The following is a 14,945-nucleotide window of genomic DNA, read 5'->3' as shown; positions in this document are numbered from 1 at the left end:
GAATGACCGGTTACACCGTGCTGATCCTGCTGGTGGCCGCCGAGCGGGTCGCCGAGCTCGTCGTCGCCCGCCGCAACGCCGCCTGGAGCCGCGCGCACGGGGGTGTGGCGTACGGGGACGGCCACTACCCGGTGATGGTCGCCCTGCACACCGGACTGCTGGTCGGCTGCCTCGCCGAGACCCAGCTCGCCCCGGTACCTTTCCAGCCGCTGCTCGGCTGGCCGATGCTGGCCCTCGCGCTCGGGGCGCAGGTGCTGCGCTGGTGGTGCATCACCACCCTCGGACCGCACTGGAACACCCGTGTCATCGTCGTGCCCGGCCTGCCGTTGGTCAGCGCCGGCCCCTACCGGCTGCTGCGCCACCCCAACTACCTCGCCGTGGTCGTGGAGGGACTCGCCCTGCCGCTGGTCCACGGGGCCTGGCTGACCGCGACCGGCTTCACGCTGCTCAACCTGCCCCTTCTGGCCGTCCGGCTGCGCTGCGAGAACGCGGCGCTGGTCCGGTCCGCCGCACCTCCGGCCGCCGCGGCCTCGACGTGCTCGACCTGCTGATCGTCGGCGGCGGGCCGGCCGGACTCGCCACCGCGATCCACGCCGCCCGCGCCGGACTCGACGTGGCCGTGGCCGAACCCCGGCCGACGCCGGTCGACAAGGCCTGCGGCGAAGGGCTGATGCCGGGCGCGGTGCGGGCCCTCGCCGAACTGGGCGTCACCCCGCCCGGGCACCCGCTACGCGGCATCCGGTACCTCGACGCCAAGGGTGACGCCAAGGGTGACGCCAAGGGTGACGCCAAGGGTGACGTCAAGGGCGACGCCCGGCTCGCCGAGGCCGGCTTCCGCCACGGACCCGGCCTGGGCGTGCGGCGTACGGACCTGCACGCGGCGCTGGCCCGGCGGGCGGCGGAGCTGGGCGTCCCGGTGCGGCCGGTCAAGGTCGACGCGGCGAGGGTCCGGCAGGACGCCGGCAGCGTCACCGCCGCCGGGCTGACAGCCCGTTACCTCGCTGCCGCCGACGGCCTGCATTCGCCTGTCCGCCGACACCTCGGCCTGGACCTGCCCGATCCGCGCCCACCCCGCTACGGGTTGCGCAGACACTTCACCGTCGCGCCCTGGACCGATCACGTAGAGGTGTACTGGTCCGCGCGAGCCGAGGCCTACGTCACCCCGCTGGGGCCCGAGCTGCTCGGCGTGGCCATCCTGACCGGGGAGCGGGCGCCGTTCGACGTGCAGCTCCGAGGCTTTCCGTCGCTGGCGGCCCGCCTGCCCGCGCACGCCTCCTCGGCCGTACGCGGCGCCGGACCGCTGCGACAACGGGTCCGCGGCCGGGTGGCCGGCCGGGTCCTGCTGGTCGGCGACGCCGCCGGCTACGTCGACGCGCTCACCGGCGAGGGCATCTCCCTCGCCCTGGCCGGTGCCGCCCAGCTCGTCCGCTGCGTCCGAGACGACCGCCCCCTGGACTACGAACGCGCCTGGCGTCGGGCCTCACACCGTCACCGCCTGCTCACCGACACCCTGGTACGCCTCCGCGCCCACCCTCGACTCGCCCCCCTGATCGTCCCCACCGCCGCCCGCCTGCCCGCCCTGTTCGCCGGGCTGGTCAACGGCCTGGCCTAGTACTCCACTCTGGTTTCGTGATCTATCCAGTGGGCCCGTCGGCGGTCCGTCGTCGGGAGTGGCTGCGTCGGGTTGTTGCCAGTGGCAGCGACACCCCCGAGCCGGTCGAGGCGGTTGTCGATGATGAGCGTGGCGGGCGCGGTGCGTCGCAGCGTGAGCGGCCCCGGCCGTCGCTGGGCCGACGCGGAGCTATAGTCATGTGGTCGCGAAAAACGATGTCCCGCGGGCCCATCCGCCGGACATCGCTCGTACATCGATGCAGATGGTTCTGATCGTTGAGCGTCTCCTTGCTGAGATCGGGCATCCCGTCCGCTTCCGGCACTGACCACCGCCGGCGTGTGTCGGCGCGACACAGGAGCGCAGCATGCAGAAGACCATCGCCATTGTCGGAGCGGGACTGGGCGGACTGACGCTCGCCCGGGTGCTTCAGGCTCACGGCGTCGCCGCGACGATCTACGAGGGTGAGACTTCGGCGACGACCCGTACGCAAGGCGGCCTGCTCGACCTCCACGAAGAGACCGGCCAGGTCGCCCTTCGCGCAGCCGGTCTGCACGACGAGTTCCTCACTCTGGTCCGCCCGGGCGAGGACGCCAAGCGTGTGGTCGACCGCCACGGCACGATTCTGTTCGACATGCCTGCGGACCCCGGTTCGGCCCGCCCTGAGGTGGACCGTGGCGAACTCAGGCGCCTGCTCATCGACTCGCTGGCGCCCGGGACGATCAGGTGGGGTCACAAGCTCGCCTCGATCCGGCGCTGTGTGGAGGGCGGCTTGGACCTCACCTTCGCGGATGGTTCCGCCACGCGCGCCGACATCGTCATCGGCGCGGACGGTGCCTGGTCGAAGGTGCGTCCGCTGCTCACCCCCGCCAAGCCTCTCTACAGCGGAACCTGCTTCATCGAGATTGCTCTCGCCTCAGGCGGCCAGGACTGTCGGGCGAGCGTGGCCGCGATCGGCAGCGGCACGCTGATGGCGGTCGCGCCGGGCAAAGGCATCATCGCCCATCGCTACGCCGACGGGTGCGTGCTCGGATACGCGGCGCTGAACAAGCCCGAGGGGTGGGTGAGGTCGATCGACTTCGGCGACCCGTCCGCGGGCCTCCGTCAAGTTGCCGACGAGTTCGATGGCTGGTCGCCGCTGCTGACCGCCTTCGTGACACAGAGCGACGCGGAACCGTGGCTCCGGCCCATCTATGCCCTTCCCGTCGGGCTCAAATGGGACAGGGTGCCCGGCGTGACGCTCGTCGGTGACGCCGGGCACCTGATGTCGCCCTTTGCCGGCGAAGGCGCGAACCTCGCCATGTACGACGGCGCTGACCTGGCGAGCAAGCTGGTTGAGCAACCCGACATCGAGGTCGCGCTCACCTCCTACGAAGAGCGGCTGTTCCTCCGTAGTAACGACGCCGCCGGCCGCTCGGCGAAGAACCTGGAGAACTTCTTCGGCCGGGAAGCACCGCAGAGCGTAGTCACTCTGTTCGATCACTCCTGATACCTCAGTCCGGGCAAAGCCGGCCTGTTCGGCCAGCTGCCGGCAGTTCTTCCGTTCCACGCCCGACAGCAGCCCGAGCAGGTAGGGGCGAGCCGACTAGCCGGGAGCGGGAATGGTGTCGGTGAGCGCCACGCTGGTGAGGTTGTGCTCCCCTCCTCCGCCAAAAACCGCAACTCGAGGTGAGAAAAGCCGAGTTCACCGCAAAGCCCATACGTCATCCAGCCCGCGCGAAAAGCGGATCCCCTCGGTAGCATTTGGGTATATGGCTTGGCTGCCGAGATCGGGGACCGCAGGTTGCCGGAAACCTGCTGTACCGCCGTAAGCGGCCAACGCGGATTCCCGCGAGTTCGGGATCTTTCGCGGGCTTGTCCCCAGGGATGCGATAAATCCATGGACTCATGTGTGGAAGTCTGCGCCAAAACCTCACACAGGAAATCACACAGGAAATCACGGCCAAGGGAATCGTGGCTCTTCGCTCATCCGAATAATTCATCCTCGGCACGACACCGCACCGACAGGAGACGCTCATCATGGCCACAGCATCTGAAACCCCGGTACTGGACACCCTCGCCGCGATGACGGTCGACTCGGTCGAGCGGTGCGGGCTGGCTCCGGACACGTTCATGCTCACCCGTATCGCGGCCCTCGCTGCCTCCGACGCTCCGCCGATCTCCTACCTCGCCAACCTCGACCCCGCCCGCCAGAGCGGCCTGACCGCTGAGCAGCTGCAGGATGTCCTGGTGGCCATCGCCCCCATCGTGGGCACGGCCCGCGTCATGACGGCAGCCGGCAACATCACCGAAGCACTCGGTATCGCGATCACCGTCGCCGAGTTCGAGGCCGAGGCCCAAGGCGTGGGTCCGGGCAGTACGGGCCAGGGCGGCATGGGGCAGGGCCAGGGCCAGGGGCAGGGGCAGGGGCAGGGGCAGGGGCAGGGGCAGGGGCAGGGTCAGGGTCAGGGTCAGGGTCAGGGTCAGGGTCAGGGTCAGGGTCAGGGTCAGGGTCAGGGCATGGGCATTGGCCAGCACCGAGCGTAGAGCCGCCGCCTGTCAGTGTGCCGGAAATGTCCGCATTCTGCCGTTCTGTGATTCTCGTGGCAAGCTGATGTGTGGGCCATTGGCCGCAGCCACATCAAAGTGGCGAGGTCTACCTGGGAGGAGCCCGAAATGACCACGACAGGAATGCCCCGACACGGAGCGCGGAGCAGCGGCGAAGGGGCGTGGGTGGCCGGCTGGACCGGATTCGCCGGCGTCATGATGATCTTCGGTGGGGTGATGGCGATATTCCAGGGAATCGCCGCCATCGCCAAGGACAACGACGTCTTCGTCGTCACCCATGACTACGCCTACACCTTCAACCTGACGAGCTGGGGCTGGATCCACCTCGTCCTCGGCGTCCTGGTGGTCCTCGCGGGCGCCGCCGTGTTCGGGGGAGCGCTGTGGGCCCGGCTGACCGGCATCCTCCTGGCCGGCCTGGCGATGATCGCCAACTTCATGTGGCTTCCGTACCAGCCGGTCTGGGCCATCGTGCTGATCGCCGTGGACGCCTTCGTCATCTGGGCGCTGTGCATCGGTGCGGGTCGGCGTGCCCGCACCGACTAGTCGGCCGCGCCGTTCCGGGCCGTTCGGCGAACGGGGGTTGCGCCGAACGGCGCGGGACGGCGCCCCGAGCGGCTGACACGAGACCGTGCCGCCGGGCCGGACTGGCCCATCCGTGTTTCCGTTGTCGTGCGGATCAAGTCGAATGTCCGTTTCGGCACCCCTAGGGAGACACGAGTGAAAACCAGCGGTAGCGACCTCCGTCAGCCCCCTGCCCTCCCGCTTCTCACGGGACAGAAGGCGCTGGTGACGGGCGCGAACTCCGGTATCGGCAAGGCCACCGCGATCGGTCTGGGGCGGGTGGGCGCCGATGTGGTGGTGAACTACGTGGCCGGGCGGGACGCCGCGGAAGAGGTGGTGCGCGAGATCGAGGCCTTCGGCGTCCGTGCCTACGCTCACGAGGCGGACGTGTCGCAGGAGGACCAGGTCGTCGACATGGTGTCCCGCATGGTCAAGGAGTTCGGGACCATCGACGTCATGGTGGCGAACGCGGGGCTCCAGCGTGACGCCCCCATCGCCGAGATGACCCTGGGCCAGTGGCAGAAGGTGCTGGACGTCAATCTGACCGGACAGTTCCTGTGCGCCCGCGAAGCGGCCAAGGAGTTCATGCGGCGCGGCGTCGTCCCGGAGGTCTCCCGTTCCGCCGGAAAGATCATCTGCATGAGTTCGGTCCACCAGATCATTCCCTGGGCGGGCCATGTGAACTACGCGGCGTCCAAGGGCGGGGTGCAGATGCTCATGGAGACCCTCGCGCAGGAACTCGCGCCGCACGGGATCAGGGTCAACGCCGTCGCTCCGGGAGCGATTCGCACCCCCATCAACCGCAGCGCCTGGGACACCCCCGAGGCCGAGGCCGAACTGCTGCGGCTCGTGCCCTATCGCCGTGTCGGCGAGCCGGACGACATCGCGAACGCGGTGGCCGCGCTGGCGTCCGACCTCTTCGACTACGTCGTGGGGACCACGCTCTACGTGGACGGCGGCATGACACTGTTCCCCGGTTTCGCCACGGGTGGCTGACCCTCCCCTTCCCCGTAGCCCGCAGCCATCCGGTACGAGCCCAGCCCCGAGGCCCATGTGAACAGCGCGATCGACCACTTTCTGGCGGACGGCCCCCCACAGCTTCTGCCGGCCCGGGAGCTGATGGCCTTCACCCTGGGCACCCACATCCTGCTCGTGCCCTTCGGCGTGGCCCTCCCCGCCATCACCCTCCTCATGCACTACCGCGGCCTGCGCAAAGGCGACGCCGTCGCCCTCCTGCTCGCGCGGCGCTGGTCGGCGGTCATGGCCGTCCAGTTCGCCATCGGGATCGTCACCGGCACGGTGCTCTCCTTCGAGTTCGGTCTGCTGTGGCCGGGCCTGATGGGCCGGTGGGGCGATGTCTTCGGCCTCGGCTTCGGAGTCGAGGCGTGGGCGTTCTTCCTCGAAGCGATCCTCATCGCGATCTACCTGTACGGCTGGCGCCGGCTCAAGCCGTGGACCCACTTCTGGCTCGCAGCGCCCCTGCCGCTGGCCGCCCTGATGGGGGCGTTCGGCATCGTGGCCGCGAACGCCTGGATGAACACCCCGCGCGGCTTCACGCTCGACCCGTCCGGCAACCCCGTGGACGTCGACGTGCGGCAGGCGGTCTTCACGCCGATGTTCGGCCCCGAGTACTGGCACTTCGTGGTCGGCGTGATCCTGACCGCCGGGTATGTCGTCGCCGGGGTGTACGCGGTCGGCTGGCTGCGGGGCCGCCGGGACCGCTACCACCGGCTCGGCTTCACCGTGCCGTTCTCCGTCGCCGCGATCCTCACCCCCGTGCAGTTCGTGCTCGGTGACTCGATCGCCCGCTCCGTCTTCCACAAGCAGCCGGTGAAGTTCGCGGCCACCGAGATCGTCTGGAAGACCGACACCCACGTACCGGAGTACCTGTTCGGGCGCCTGCATCCGGACGGTTCGATCTCCGGCGGGATCAGGATTCCCCAACTGGACTCGATCCTCGCGGGATTCAGCCCGGACACCAAGGTGACCGGACTGACGTCGGTCCCCGTGAGTGACCGCCCGACGGCCACTCAGGCCACCATCGCCCACTGGGCGTTCGACATCATGGTGAGCATCGGCAGCCTGCTCGTCCTGCTCGCGCTCTGGTACGGCTGGTGCCGGCTGCGACGCCGGGACCTGCCCAGGTCGCGATGGTTCTTCCGGTGCGCCGCGCTCGCCGGGGCCGCCTGTCTGCTGACCGTGGAGTGCGGCTGGATCACCACCGAAGTGGGCCGGCAGCCCTGGATCGTCTACCAGCACATGCGGGTCTCGGAGGCGGTGACGGACACCCGCGCGGGGTCCCTGTGGGCGATGTTCGGCATCGTCGTGGTGGTCTACGTCCTCGTCCTCGGTTCCTTCCTGACCATCCTTCTGAAGATGAGCGGCCGATGGCGGCGGGCCGACGAGGACGCTCTGGTGGGAGCCGCCGCCGAGGACCTGGAGGGCGACACGCCCTACGGGCCCCGCCCCCGCCCGTTGTCCACGTCCGGGCGCGGGGAGGGGAGAGACCGATGACCGAGGACGTCGTCGCCTGGGTGCTGTTGGCCGCGGTGGCCGCCTACGCCTGCGCCGGCGGCACGGACTACGGAGCCGGTTTCTGGGACCTTCTCGCGGGCGGCGCGGAACGCGGCAGGCGCCCCAGGTGGCTCATCGACCACGCCATGGCACCGGTGTGGGAGACCAACAACGTCTGGCTCATCTTCGTCCTGGTCATCATGTGGACCGGCTTCCCGGTCCTGTTCCAGACGCTCTTCACGGCCATGTGGCTCCCGCTGGCACTCGCGGCCGTGGGGCTCGTCCTGCGCGGCGCCGGCTTCGCCCTGCGCAAGCCCACACGAAGTCTCGCCCGACGCAGGGTCTACGGCGCCGTCTTCGCCGTGTCCTCGCTGCTGACGCCCTTCTTCCTCGGAGCGGCGGTCGGGGGGCTCGCCACGGGGCGGGTGGCTCCCGGCACGAAGGCGTCCGCCGACGCCTGGTCGAACGGGACCTCCGTGATCGCCGGGCTGCTGGCCATCGCCGCGACCGCGTTCCTCGGAGCGGTGTTCCTCAGCGCCGACGCCCGCCGCTTCGACGCCGCCGACCTCGTCGGCTACTTCCGGCTGCGGGCCTGGTGCGGCCTCGGCGCCGTCGCCGTACTGGCGCTCGTCGGCCTCGCCGTGACCCACGACGACGCGCGGTACGTCTACGACGGGCTGACCAGCGGAATCGGTCTCACGCTCGTCCTGGCCGCCGCTGCCTGCGCGGTGGTCACGGCCGGGCTGCTGCTGTACCGCAAGGCGACGGGATGGGCGCGGATCACCGCGGTCGGCAGCGTGGCTCTCGTCGTTGTGGCGTGGGGGCTCGCCCAGCGGCCCTATCTCATCCCCACCTCGCTGACCGTGTCCGAGGCGGCCGGCGCGTCGACGACGCTGCGCTGGCTGATGCTGGTCACGGTCATCGCGGTCGTGCTCGTCGGACCGCCCCTGGTCCTGCTCTACCGGCTGGACACCCGCGGGACTCTCCAGCCCCTCACCGAGGGGGATCTTCGGCAGACGGCGGCCGGACGGGAGCCGGAGAGCCCGTGACCGGGGCCGTGGCCGGGGCCAGGGCCGGCCAGGGACCGCCGATCGTGCTGGTCCTGGGCGTGTCCGGGTCCGGGAAGACCACCGTCGGCAAGGCGGTCGCGGAGCTGCTCGGACTGCCGTTCGTCGAGGGCGACGACTTCCATCCCGCCGTGAACGTCGCCAAGATGAGCGCCGGCCGCCCCCTGGACGACGCCGACCGCGAGCCGTGGCTGCGTGCTCTCGCCGACCGTATCCGTCACTCCGTCGAGGCCGGCGAGGGGCTGGTCGTCGCCTGTTCCGCCCTCAAGCGCGCCTACCGCGACGGGCTTCGGGTAGCCGCGTGCGCACGGCTGTGGTGTCTCTACCTCGCCCTGGACCGGGACACGGCATGGGAGCGCGTGTCCCGCCGCACCGGTCACTTCATGCCGGCCCGGCTGGTGGACTCGCAGTTCGAGACGCTGGAGCCGCTGGAACCGGACGAGCCGGGCATGACCCTGGACGTCACAGCCGATCTTCCGGCACAGCTCACCCGGGTCCGGGCCGCCGTCGCACGCTTCGGCGGGCCCACGGCCTCCTGACGGTCAGCTGCTCAGGAGCCCTCGTCAGCGTCCGGTCGCCGATGATTCCCGCTGGTCCTTCCGCCCCTTGTTGCTCTGCGGGCGTCCGGTGAGCACGAGCGGGCCGGTCTCGGTGATGGCAACCGTGTGCTCGGAATGAGCGGTGCGCGAGCCGTCGGCCGAGCGGATCGTCCAGCCGTCCGGGTCATAGACGATCTTGTTGGTGCCGGCGGCGAACCAGGGCTCGATCGCGATCGTCAGGCCGGGACGCAGCTTCCAACCGCGGCCAGGACGCCCGTCGTTGGGGATGTGCAGGTCCTCGTGCATCGTGCGGCCGATACCGTGACCGCCGAACTCCAGGTTGACCGGATAGCCGTACTCGGCGGCGACCGCGCCGATGGCCGCCGAGATGTCCCCGAGCCTGTTGCCCGGCTGGGCGACCTTGATCGCGGCTTCCAGGGCGACCTCGGTGGCTTCGATCAGCCGCAGGTCCTCCTCGGCCGGAGTGCCGACGATGACGGAGTGGGCCGAGTCCGCGGCCCAGCCGTCGATGCTCACCGCCATATCCATCGTCAGCAGGTCCCCGTCGCGCAGCTTGTAGCTGTGCGGCAGTCCGTGCAGCACGGCATCGTTGACCGAGAGGCACACCACGTTACGGAACGGGCCCTTGCCGAACGAGGGCTCGTAGTCCCAATAGCAGGACTGCGCGCCGCGCTCCTTGATCCGGCGGCGAGCGTGATGCTCCAGGTCCAGCAGGTTGACCCCTACTGCGGCGAGGTCACCGAGCTCGGCCAGCACCTGGCCGACGAACTGTCCAGTGACGTGCATACGCTCGATGTCTTCGGGAGATTTGTGCTCGATCACGGTGATCCTCGATTCCCCGGGGCGGCCGACAGGTATATTTATACCAGGGGGTGGAGTGGTTGCTGCCCGACACCGGCGGCTCTAGCATGTGCGCATGGTTCGCCATCCGCTCGCCCCCGAACAGATCGAGGCGGGCCGACGCCTCGGAGCCGCGTTGCGCGCCGCCCGGGCCGGACGCAGCCCCGTGGACGTGGCCTTGGCGGCAGAGATCTCGCCGGAGACCCTCCGCAAGATCGAGACCGGCCGGCTGCCGACCCCCGCGTTCGGCACCATCGTCCGGCTCAGCGAGGTACTCGGCGTACCCCTGTCCGAACTCGCCGTCGTCTGGCGCACCGATCCTGCCCTGAGCAAGGCCTCCTAGGGCCTCCTGGGCCGGCCTTGGGACCGGTAAGCCCGCATGTTGATGTGTCGCGTATTCAGCGGATGGGGCCGGTTTCTGATTACTGACTGTCGCCGGTCACGGTGGTCCAGCGCGGATCGATGTGGCCCAGCCATGCGTCTTGATCGTCGGCCAGTGGTTGCTTCAGGGGAAGGAGGAGGAACCGGCAGGTGAAGGTGAGGCCAGCGTCGTCTCCGTCGCCCTTGACGTGGTGGTCCCACACATCGGGGGTTTCTGCTGATGCCTGGAGGAAGAAGAAACTGGTTCGTCGTGGCTGACCGGTGTCGGGATGGGGCTTGTTCTCCGTGGCGATCTGTCGGACGACCGTGGCTGTCAGCAGACCGGTCTCCTCGGCGACCTCTCGAAGGACCGCTTCTTCCAGTTCTTCGCCTGATTTGACTCCTCCCGCGGGTACTTGGGTGCCGGCCTCGGGCATACCGATGTGGTCGAACACCAGAACTTCGGGGACGGCGCGGTTCCGGATTACGTATGCGGCGACACGGATTCTGGGTCGGGTCATCCGGGCATTGTCGGTCATCTGCGCCTTTCATGGCCGCCAGGGGCGTATCGGCTCCAGGTTCCGCTGCTTCGGTGACCAACGGTCGGTGGTGTTCGGGGGGTTTGGCGCTGGGAGCCGGTTCGGCCTCCGCCGCCCCGCGTCTCTTCAGCAGCGCCGTCGCTTGCCAGGCCGCGGGCAACACCTGGGCCCAGCAGGGGAAGATCACGGGCTTCCGATGCGCCGAGACCAAGGACAACTCGTGGGCCCTCTACGCCTGGTAGACCCTGGTCGGTAAGGGGAGGGGTGTGGACGCGCCCCTCCCCTTCATCAGGAAGGCGGCACCGGACCGTTCGCCGCATTCGTGAAACATCCGGATGCATCCGGCTACATCCACTATGCGAATATCTCGGCGCCTCGCGAATGACGGCGTCCGGATCATGCGGTCCTTCATGCACATCGAGACCTTCGCCCCGCACAGGGTCTCCTCACGGACCGCCAGGGGCGACCTCGGCCGCTGCGGCGAACGACTCCCGGTCCTTCTCCTTAGCGCTGAGACGACAACGGAGTCTGTGTCCGGAGCCATCGCTGCGGCGGTGTCCAACTGGCCCGAAGAGTCCAATGGGCGGATAGAAGCAGAACGCGACGTATGTTCTTCAACTTTTCTCCCTATTGGGTAGGACAGTGGGCGGTTTGACGTCACCGTAAAGCCGTGAGGATCACAACATCACTGTCGTTTTGTGGAGACGGCGACCATCGCAGAATGGTTGCTTCGATATCGCCTCGTTCTGTGCCCGGGTTTTGCCCACGCCCGCCTGGACGGTAATGACGACCTGATGGAAGACGCAGATTCTGCCCAATACGTCGATATGGCTGTCATAGGTGAGTCGCCCGCCACGTACGAGTACGCTGCTTCCGAGCGGCGCATTGCGGATCCTCAGGGCGACCAAAGGTGAAGCCGCTGTCGTCGAATCGATCTACGCTCCCGGGACTCTGGTTCCGTGTCCAGGGGCAGTGGCGCGGTAATGCGGAATAGCAAGCACTCTGACGGCGGCTGGGCGCGTGCCGGCTGCTGGGCCCGGTCGTCGGTGCTTGAGGTCCGAGCAGAATGTGCTCATGCTTCGCGTCAGCCTACGGAATCACGTCGGAAACTACCTGCAGGTGTACTGTGGATTGTGGGTTGCGCACTCTCACGTGTTGCGCCTGAAAGGACGGCCCCGGCGGTTTCACCGGGGCCGTTTGGGGGGTCACGCTGAGCGGGCCGGCGCGGTCACATCGGCGCCATGGCTCCCCCCTCGGAGTCCCAGACCGCTTCTCGGGTCTGGTCGGCCTCTATCACGATCCGTTGGAATTCGGCCCTCTCCAGCAGATCACTCGCTGTGTGGGCGCAGCGGACCGGTAGCCGCGTCCCACGTAAACCCTTATCTGGACGATTTTTCCGTGTGCGGGACCGGCTCAACTTCAAGTGCCCTTGATTGAGACCAGCTCCGGCACCTACCGCCTCCAGGCCACCGAGGCCGAGCGTTGGGACGGCGGGTCGAGGGCAGACCGGGCCGCTCGCCCTGGTGCAATTCGGTCGTGACGCCCCGCGGTCACGGACCTGACCAGTCCCCGCCGTCGCGCTGATCTTCGAGGTGGACAGTCAGGTCGGGCCAGTGCTCGGACCACCGCGCCAGATCACCCTCGGTCAACGACCACCGCGAGCGCAGGTCTCCGTCTGGCAGGAAGCGGACGCTGGTCCCCGTGGTCCCGTCGGTCTCGACGGGCTCCAGGTCGGTCACCGGGACGCCGTGCTCATAGCGCTGGGTCCAGGATCCGTTGAGACGGCGGTTGGTATGAATCAGCCACTCGCTGAGAGCTGCGACGACGGACATGCCGCGACGCGGATGTCCGTCCGGAAGTCGTTCCGGCTCTGGGAGGTCGAAGAACCGAAGGTCCTTCGTGGCGATGACCGGCTTCTTCACCACCTGGCCATGCTCGCCGGTCCGAGTGTCGGTGCCTCGTCCGTCATCCTGCACCGAGACGGAGCCGTCGGTATTCAGCGTGACCACACACCGTCCGCCGCCCCGGCTCGCTGCCTCGTCAGCGGCATAAGCAACGATCTCAAGAACAAGGTGTCCCGGCCCGCCCGGAGCGAACTCTGCTGGTTCCTGGCGGATCTGAGTGAGATGGTCCGCGTCCACGGTGCCGGCCCAATCGTGCGTGGTGTTGACCCAAGAGGCCCTTGATCCATCCATCTGACAAGTATCGGGCGGGGCTCTCGTTGAGGCTGCCGAAAGCAACCGCTCAGCAGTGATCGTCCGGGCCGGGCTCGGCGCTCTCTCCGAGATCGGCGAGGAGGCCGCGGATCCGTTCGGCGATGGCCTTGTGTCGTTCGACCTCGCGGCGCCAGCCGCGTTCGACGGCGTCTTGGGCGAGCTGCTGTTCACGGGCGAGGCGGGATCGCAGGCGCGGTGCGTACTCGCTCGGCTCCGGAGTTGCCGGCGGCACGCCACGTAGAGGTGGAGATCCCCTGTGTCGGACGGCCGGGCCGGACGGGCCTGATTTCTTCCCAGATGCGGCGGCATAACGCGCTGGCCGCACGCGGCCGGATCGCGCATGTTCGCTCTCCTGGCCGACGCGACCATGCGTCTCATGATCGCCGCGGGTAGCGGTGCGGGTAGCGGTGCGGGTCCCCGACCTGTCCCGGTCGGGAACCCGCATGGCTGGCGAGGCTGGGGTCAGCTGGGCTGGTCGCCGGTGTAGCGGTAGATCTCACCGGCGTTGTTGACGTGCCACGCGGTGCCGTCGGCGCCGACGGCACCGACGGCGATGTCGGTGGCGGTGCCGGGGATGTTGATCCACGGGTTGCTGCCGCTGGCGTCGTTGTTGGTGTACCGGTAGATGCTGCCGGCGGGGTCGATGCCCCACACGTTCGTGCGGGAGCCGACCGCGATGCGCTTGAGGCTGCCGTTGACGTTCTGCCACGGGTTCGACGGGTTGCGGAGATGGGCGAGGGCGAGCAGGGCCTGCCGACCTGCGCTCAGGCGCCGCCATCGGGTGCCTGGACCACGGTGGTGTTCCCGCAGGCGGGCGGAGAAGGCCAAAAGCCGCAACGGAGATGATCTTGAGGCTGTGGCGGTCAACTGGTACAGGTCCCAGTCGCGTGCGGAAGTGGAACTCGGAGGCCGTGTGGATCTACCTGGACTCCACAGCCTGATGCCGGGGCGGCCCCGGCGACTGTCAGTCTCCGGAGGGAAGGGGCTCTGCTGCCGTGCGAGCAGGTTCGGGTGTGTGCGGCGTCGGGTGGGCGGTGCTGGCGGGGGCCAGGGGCACCGGAGCCCGTTCGCCGCCCAGCCAGGACAGGTTGACGGCCACGGCGGCCATGGAGGCTACGACGATCAGTGCGCCGGCTGTGGCGAGCGCAACTCGTCGTCGGCGGATCCGGAAGCCGCCGACGACGGCCGCGTCGATAACGCTGGGTAGCGTAGGCTCCGGATCGGCGCTGAGGACTGCCTGGAAGGCGGCGTGCAGAGCGTCGTTCTCGTGCTCATTCATGGCCGGTTTCACCTCCTGGTCCCTTCACTGTCAAAGCCTTCGACGATCTCGCGCAGCCGGGCGAGCCCGCGGGCGCTTTGGCTCTTTACCGTTCCCTGACTCACCCGCAGTGCGTGCGCGGTCTGCTCAACGGACCAGTCCTCCCAGAATCGCAGGACCAACACGGCTCGGTAGCGGGGCGCCAGCTCCATCAGGGCTTCTTGCATCATCAATCGCAACTCCGGTGCGCCGGACACGCCCGAGGGAAGATCGGGTGGCTCGCTCACCGGCTCCTCACGCCAACCTCTCTTGCGCCACTGGTCGATGAAGGTGCGGGTGAGGATGGTGCGAGCGTAGGCATCCGCATTGCCGTCCCGGCTGACCCGTCCCCAGGCCGCGTACAACTTCATCAAAGTCGTCTGGGTCAGGTCCTGTGCCTGGTGCCAGTCACCGCAGAGCAGGTAGGCGCTGCGTCGGAGCTGCGCCTGCCGCGCCTCGGCAAATTCCCGGAACTCTCGTTCCCGGGCGGTGTCCCTCACTCTTTGCCGGCCTCTCCCTTGCGCACCACTCCATCTGTCATACATACGGGGAGTGGCCCTCTGGGGTTGCACGGTGCGGGCAGGAGAATTTTCCCGCCGCACCGTGCAACCTGACCACCGCCCGACTCCGTACCTCTCTCCCGAAAGGGCTTCCACGCACAGGTGGGAGTCCGGCGATCCGAGGAAGAGGCACACCGTTGTCGAAGCACCGCAAGTTCTCGCATAACCGCCGCGCTATGTTCAGCGTGGCCGCCGGAACCGTTCTGGCCGCCGCGGGGATGGTCAGCGTCGCCAGCGCCGCGACCCCGGCCACTCACGCGAACCCGGTCCCGGCC

Annotated in this window: 17 protein-coding genes and 1 pseudogene; 11 read left to right on the top strand and 7 right to left on the bottom strand. The window is 68.7% G+C overall.

The genetic code is table 11. The features are described 5' to 3' along the window. The first annotated feature begins 2 nt into the window (after positions 1 to 2). The 9 genes and pseudogenes from M2271_RS25140 (at position 3) to M2271_RS25100 (ending at position 8,837) form a co-directional block, all read left to right on the top strand. A complete protein-coding gene (locus tag M2271_RS25140) occupies positions 3 to 551 on the top strand; it encodes an isoprenylcysteine carboxylmethyltransferase family protein (protein ID WP_280889584.1) in 549 nt (182 codons plus the stop codon). Then, positions 536 to 1,612: an NAD(P)/FAD-dependent oxidoreductase gene (locus M2271_RS25135; protein WP_280889583.1), complete on the top strand. Its 1,077-nt coding sequence runs from the start codon at positions 536 to 538 to the stop codon at positions 1,610 to 1,612. The genes M2271_RS25140 and M2271_RS25135 overlap by 16 nt, the downstream gene beginning before the upstream one ends. Positions 1,613 to 1,976: 364 nt before the next feature. Beyond that, positions 1,977 to 3,098, top strand: a complete 1,122-nt coding sequence (locus M2271_RS25130) for an NAD(P)/FAD-dependent oxidoreductase (RefSeq protein WP_280889582.1) — start codon at positions 1,977 to 1,979, stop codon at positions 3,096 to 3,098. Between the two features lie 530 nt (positions 3,099 to 3,628). Continuing rightward, a pseudogene (locus tag M2271_RS25125) lies at positions 3,629 to 3,946 on the top strand (carboxymuconolactone decarboxylase family protein); the annotation flags it as partial. Between the two features lie 333 nt (positions 3,947 to 4,279). Then, positions 4,280 to 4,699, top strand: a complete 420-nt coding sequence (locus M2271_RS25120; protein WP_280889630.1) for a hypothetical protein — start codon at positions 4,280 to 4,282, stop codon at positions 4,697 to 4,699. 174 nt (positions 4,700 to 4,873) lie between these two features. Then, the gene (locus M2271_RS25115) at positions 4,874 to 5,713 is read left to right on the top strand and encodes an SDR family oxidoreductase (RefSeq protein WP_280889581.1); all 840 of its coding nucleotides are present in this window, start codon (positions 4,874 to 4,876) and stop codon (positions 5,711 to 5,713) included. 123 nt (positions 5,714 to 5,836) lie between these two features. Continuing rightward, positions 5,837 to 7,231: a cytochrome ubiquinol oxidase subunit I gene (locus M2271_RS25110; protein ID WP_280889629.1), complete on the top strand. Its 1,395-nt coding sequence runs from the start codon at positions 5,837 to 5,839 to the stop codon at positions 7,229 to 7,231. Continuing rightward, positions 7,228 to 8,280, top strand: coding sequence for a cytochrome d ubiquinol oxidase subunit II (locus M2271_RS25105; RefSeq protein WP_280889580.1), 1,053 nt, complete (start codon positions 7,228 to 7,230; stop codon positions 8,278 to 8,280). The genes M2271_RS25110 and M2271_RS25105 overlap by 4 nt, the downstream gene beginning before the upstream one ends. Next, positions 8,277 to 8,837: a gluconokinase gene (locus M2271_RS25100; RefSeq protein WP_280889579.1), complete on the top strand. Its 561-nt coding sequence runs from the start codon at positions 8,277 to 8,279 to the stop codon at positions 8,835 to 8,837. Before M2271_RS25105 ends, M2271_RS25100 begins: the two co-directional genes overlap by 4 nt. A 24-nt stretch (positions 8,838 to 8,861) precedes the next feature. On the opposite strand, the gene map is transcribed toward M2271_RS25100, so the two are convergent. Then, positions 8,862 to 9,680, bottom strand: coding sequence for a type I methionyl aminopeptidase (map, locus tag M2271_RS25095; RefSeq protein ID WP_280889578.1), 819 nt, complete (start codon positions 9,678 to 9,680; stop codon positions 8,862 to 8,864). Positions 9,681 to 9,774: 94 nt separating this feature from the next. Between map and M2271_RS25090 the strand changes: the two genes are divergently transcribed. After that, positions 9,775 to 10,041, top strand: coding sequence for a helix-turn-helix transcriptional regulator (locus M2271_RS25090; protein WP_280889577.1), 267 nt, complete (start codon positions 9,775 to 9,777; stop codon positions 10,039 to 10,041). A 79-nt stretch (positions 10,042 to 10,120) separates the two neighbouring features. Here M2271_RS25090 and M2271_RS25085 read toward each other — a convergent pair whose 3' ends face one another. Continuing rightward, positions 10,121 to 10,579 carry an NUDIX domain-containing protein gene (locus tag M2271_RS25085; RefSeq protein WP_280889576.1) on the bottom strand — a complete coding sequence of 153 codons (459 nt, stop codon included), beginning with the start codon at positions 10,577 to 10,579 and terminating at the stop codon, positions 10,121 to 10,123. Positions 10,580 to 10,680: 101 nt separating this feature from the next. Here M2271_RS25085 and M2271_RS25080 point away from each other — a divergent pair, with 101 nt between their 5' ends. Then, positions 10,681 to 10,839, top strand: coding sequence for a hypothetical protein (locus M2271_RS25080; RefSeq protein WP_280889575.1), 159 nt, complete (start codon positions 10,681 to 10,683; stop codon positions 10,837 to 10,839). Between the two features lie 1,308 nt (positions 10,840 to 12,147). Here the strand turns inward: M2271_RS25080 and M2271_RS25075 are convergent. From M2271_RS25075 to M2271_RS25055, 5 genes are all read right to left on the bottom strand, one after another. Further along, positions 12,148 to 12,606 carry a hypothetical protein gene (locus M2271_RS25075; RefSeq protein WP_280889574.1) on the bottom strand — a complete coding sequence of 153 codons (459 nt, stop codon included), beginning with the start codon at positions 12,604 to 12,606 and terminating at the stop codon, positions 12,148 to 12,150. A 235-nt stretch (positions 12,607 to 12,841) separates the two neighbouring features. Next, entirely contained in the window at positions 12,842 to 13,045 is a 204-nt protein-coding gene (locus M2271_RS25070; protein WP_280889573.1) for a hypothetical protein, read from the bottom strand. A 230-nt stretch (positions 13,046 to 13,275) separates the two neighbouring features. Continuing rightward, positions 13,276 to 13,560 (bottom strand): tectonin domain-containing protein, encoded by a 285-nt coding sequence (locus tag M2271_RS25065; RefSeq protein ID WP_280889628.1) that lies wholly within the window; start codon positions 13,558 to 13,560, stop codon positions 13,276 to 13,278. A 217-nt stretch (positions 13,561 to 13,777) separates the two neighbouring features. After that, complete coding sequence (locus tag M2271_RS25060) at positions 13,778 to 14,092, bottom strand: hypothetical protein (RefSeq protein WP_280889572.1); 315 nt, start codon at positions 14,090 to 14,092, stop codon at positions 13,778 to 13,780. Between the two features lie 8 nt (positions 14,093 to 14,100). Beyond that, complete coding sequence (locus M2271_RS25055; protein ID WP_280889571.1) at positions 14,101 to 14,610, bottom strand: SigE family RNA polymerase sigma factor; 510 nt, start codon at positions 14,608 to 14,610, stop codon at positions 14,101 to 14,103. Positions 14,611 to 14,945: the final 335 nt, after the last annotated feature.

The sequence above is a fragment of the Streptomyces sp. LBL genome, from assembly GCF_029893585.1.
Lineage (GTDB): Bacteria > Actinomycetota > Actinomycetes > Streptomycetales > Streptomycetaceae > Streptomyces.
Note: the sequence above shows the minus strand (reverse complement) of the source record. Positions and strands in the feature narration are given on the sequence as shown.

What these genes read in the sequence shown, in the direction of transcription:
- M2271_RS25130 (WP_280889582.1), top strand. Translation starts at nt 1,977, where the DNA reads ATGCAGAAGACCATCGCCATTGTCGGAGCGGGACTGGGCGGACTGACG.
- M2271_RS25105 (WP_280889580.1), top strand. Translation starts at nt 7,228, where the DNA reads ATGACCGAGGACGTCGTCGCCTGGGTGCTGTTGGCCGCGGTGGCCGCC.
- M2271_RS25060 (WP_280889572.1), bottom strand. Translation starts at nt 14,092, where the DNA reads ATGAATGAGCACGAGAACGACGCTCTGCACGCCGCCTTCCAGGCAGTC.
- M2271_RS25140 (WP_280889584.1), top strand. Translation starts at nt 3, where the DNA reads ATGACCGGTTACACCGTGCTGATCCTGCTGGTGGCCGCCGAGCGGGTC.
- M2271_RS25110 (WP_280889629.1), top strand. Translation starts at nt 5,837, where the DNA reads ATGGCCTTCACCCTGGGCACCCACATCCTGCTCGTGCCCTTCGGCGTG.
- M2271_RS25090 (WP_280889577.1), top strand. Translation starts at nt 9,775, where the DNA reads ATGGTTCGCCATCCGCTCGCCCCCGAACAGATCGAGGCGGGCCGACGC.
- M2271_RS25120 (WP_280889630.1), top strand. Translation starts at nt 4,280, where the DNA reads ATGCCCCGACACGGAGCGCGGAGCAGCGGCGAAGGGGCGTGGGTGGCC.
- M2271_RS25085 (WP_280889576.1), bottom strand. Translation starts at nt 10,579, where the DNA reads ATGACCCGACCCAGAATCCGTGTCGCCGCATACGTAATCCGGAACCGC.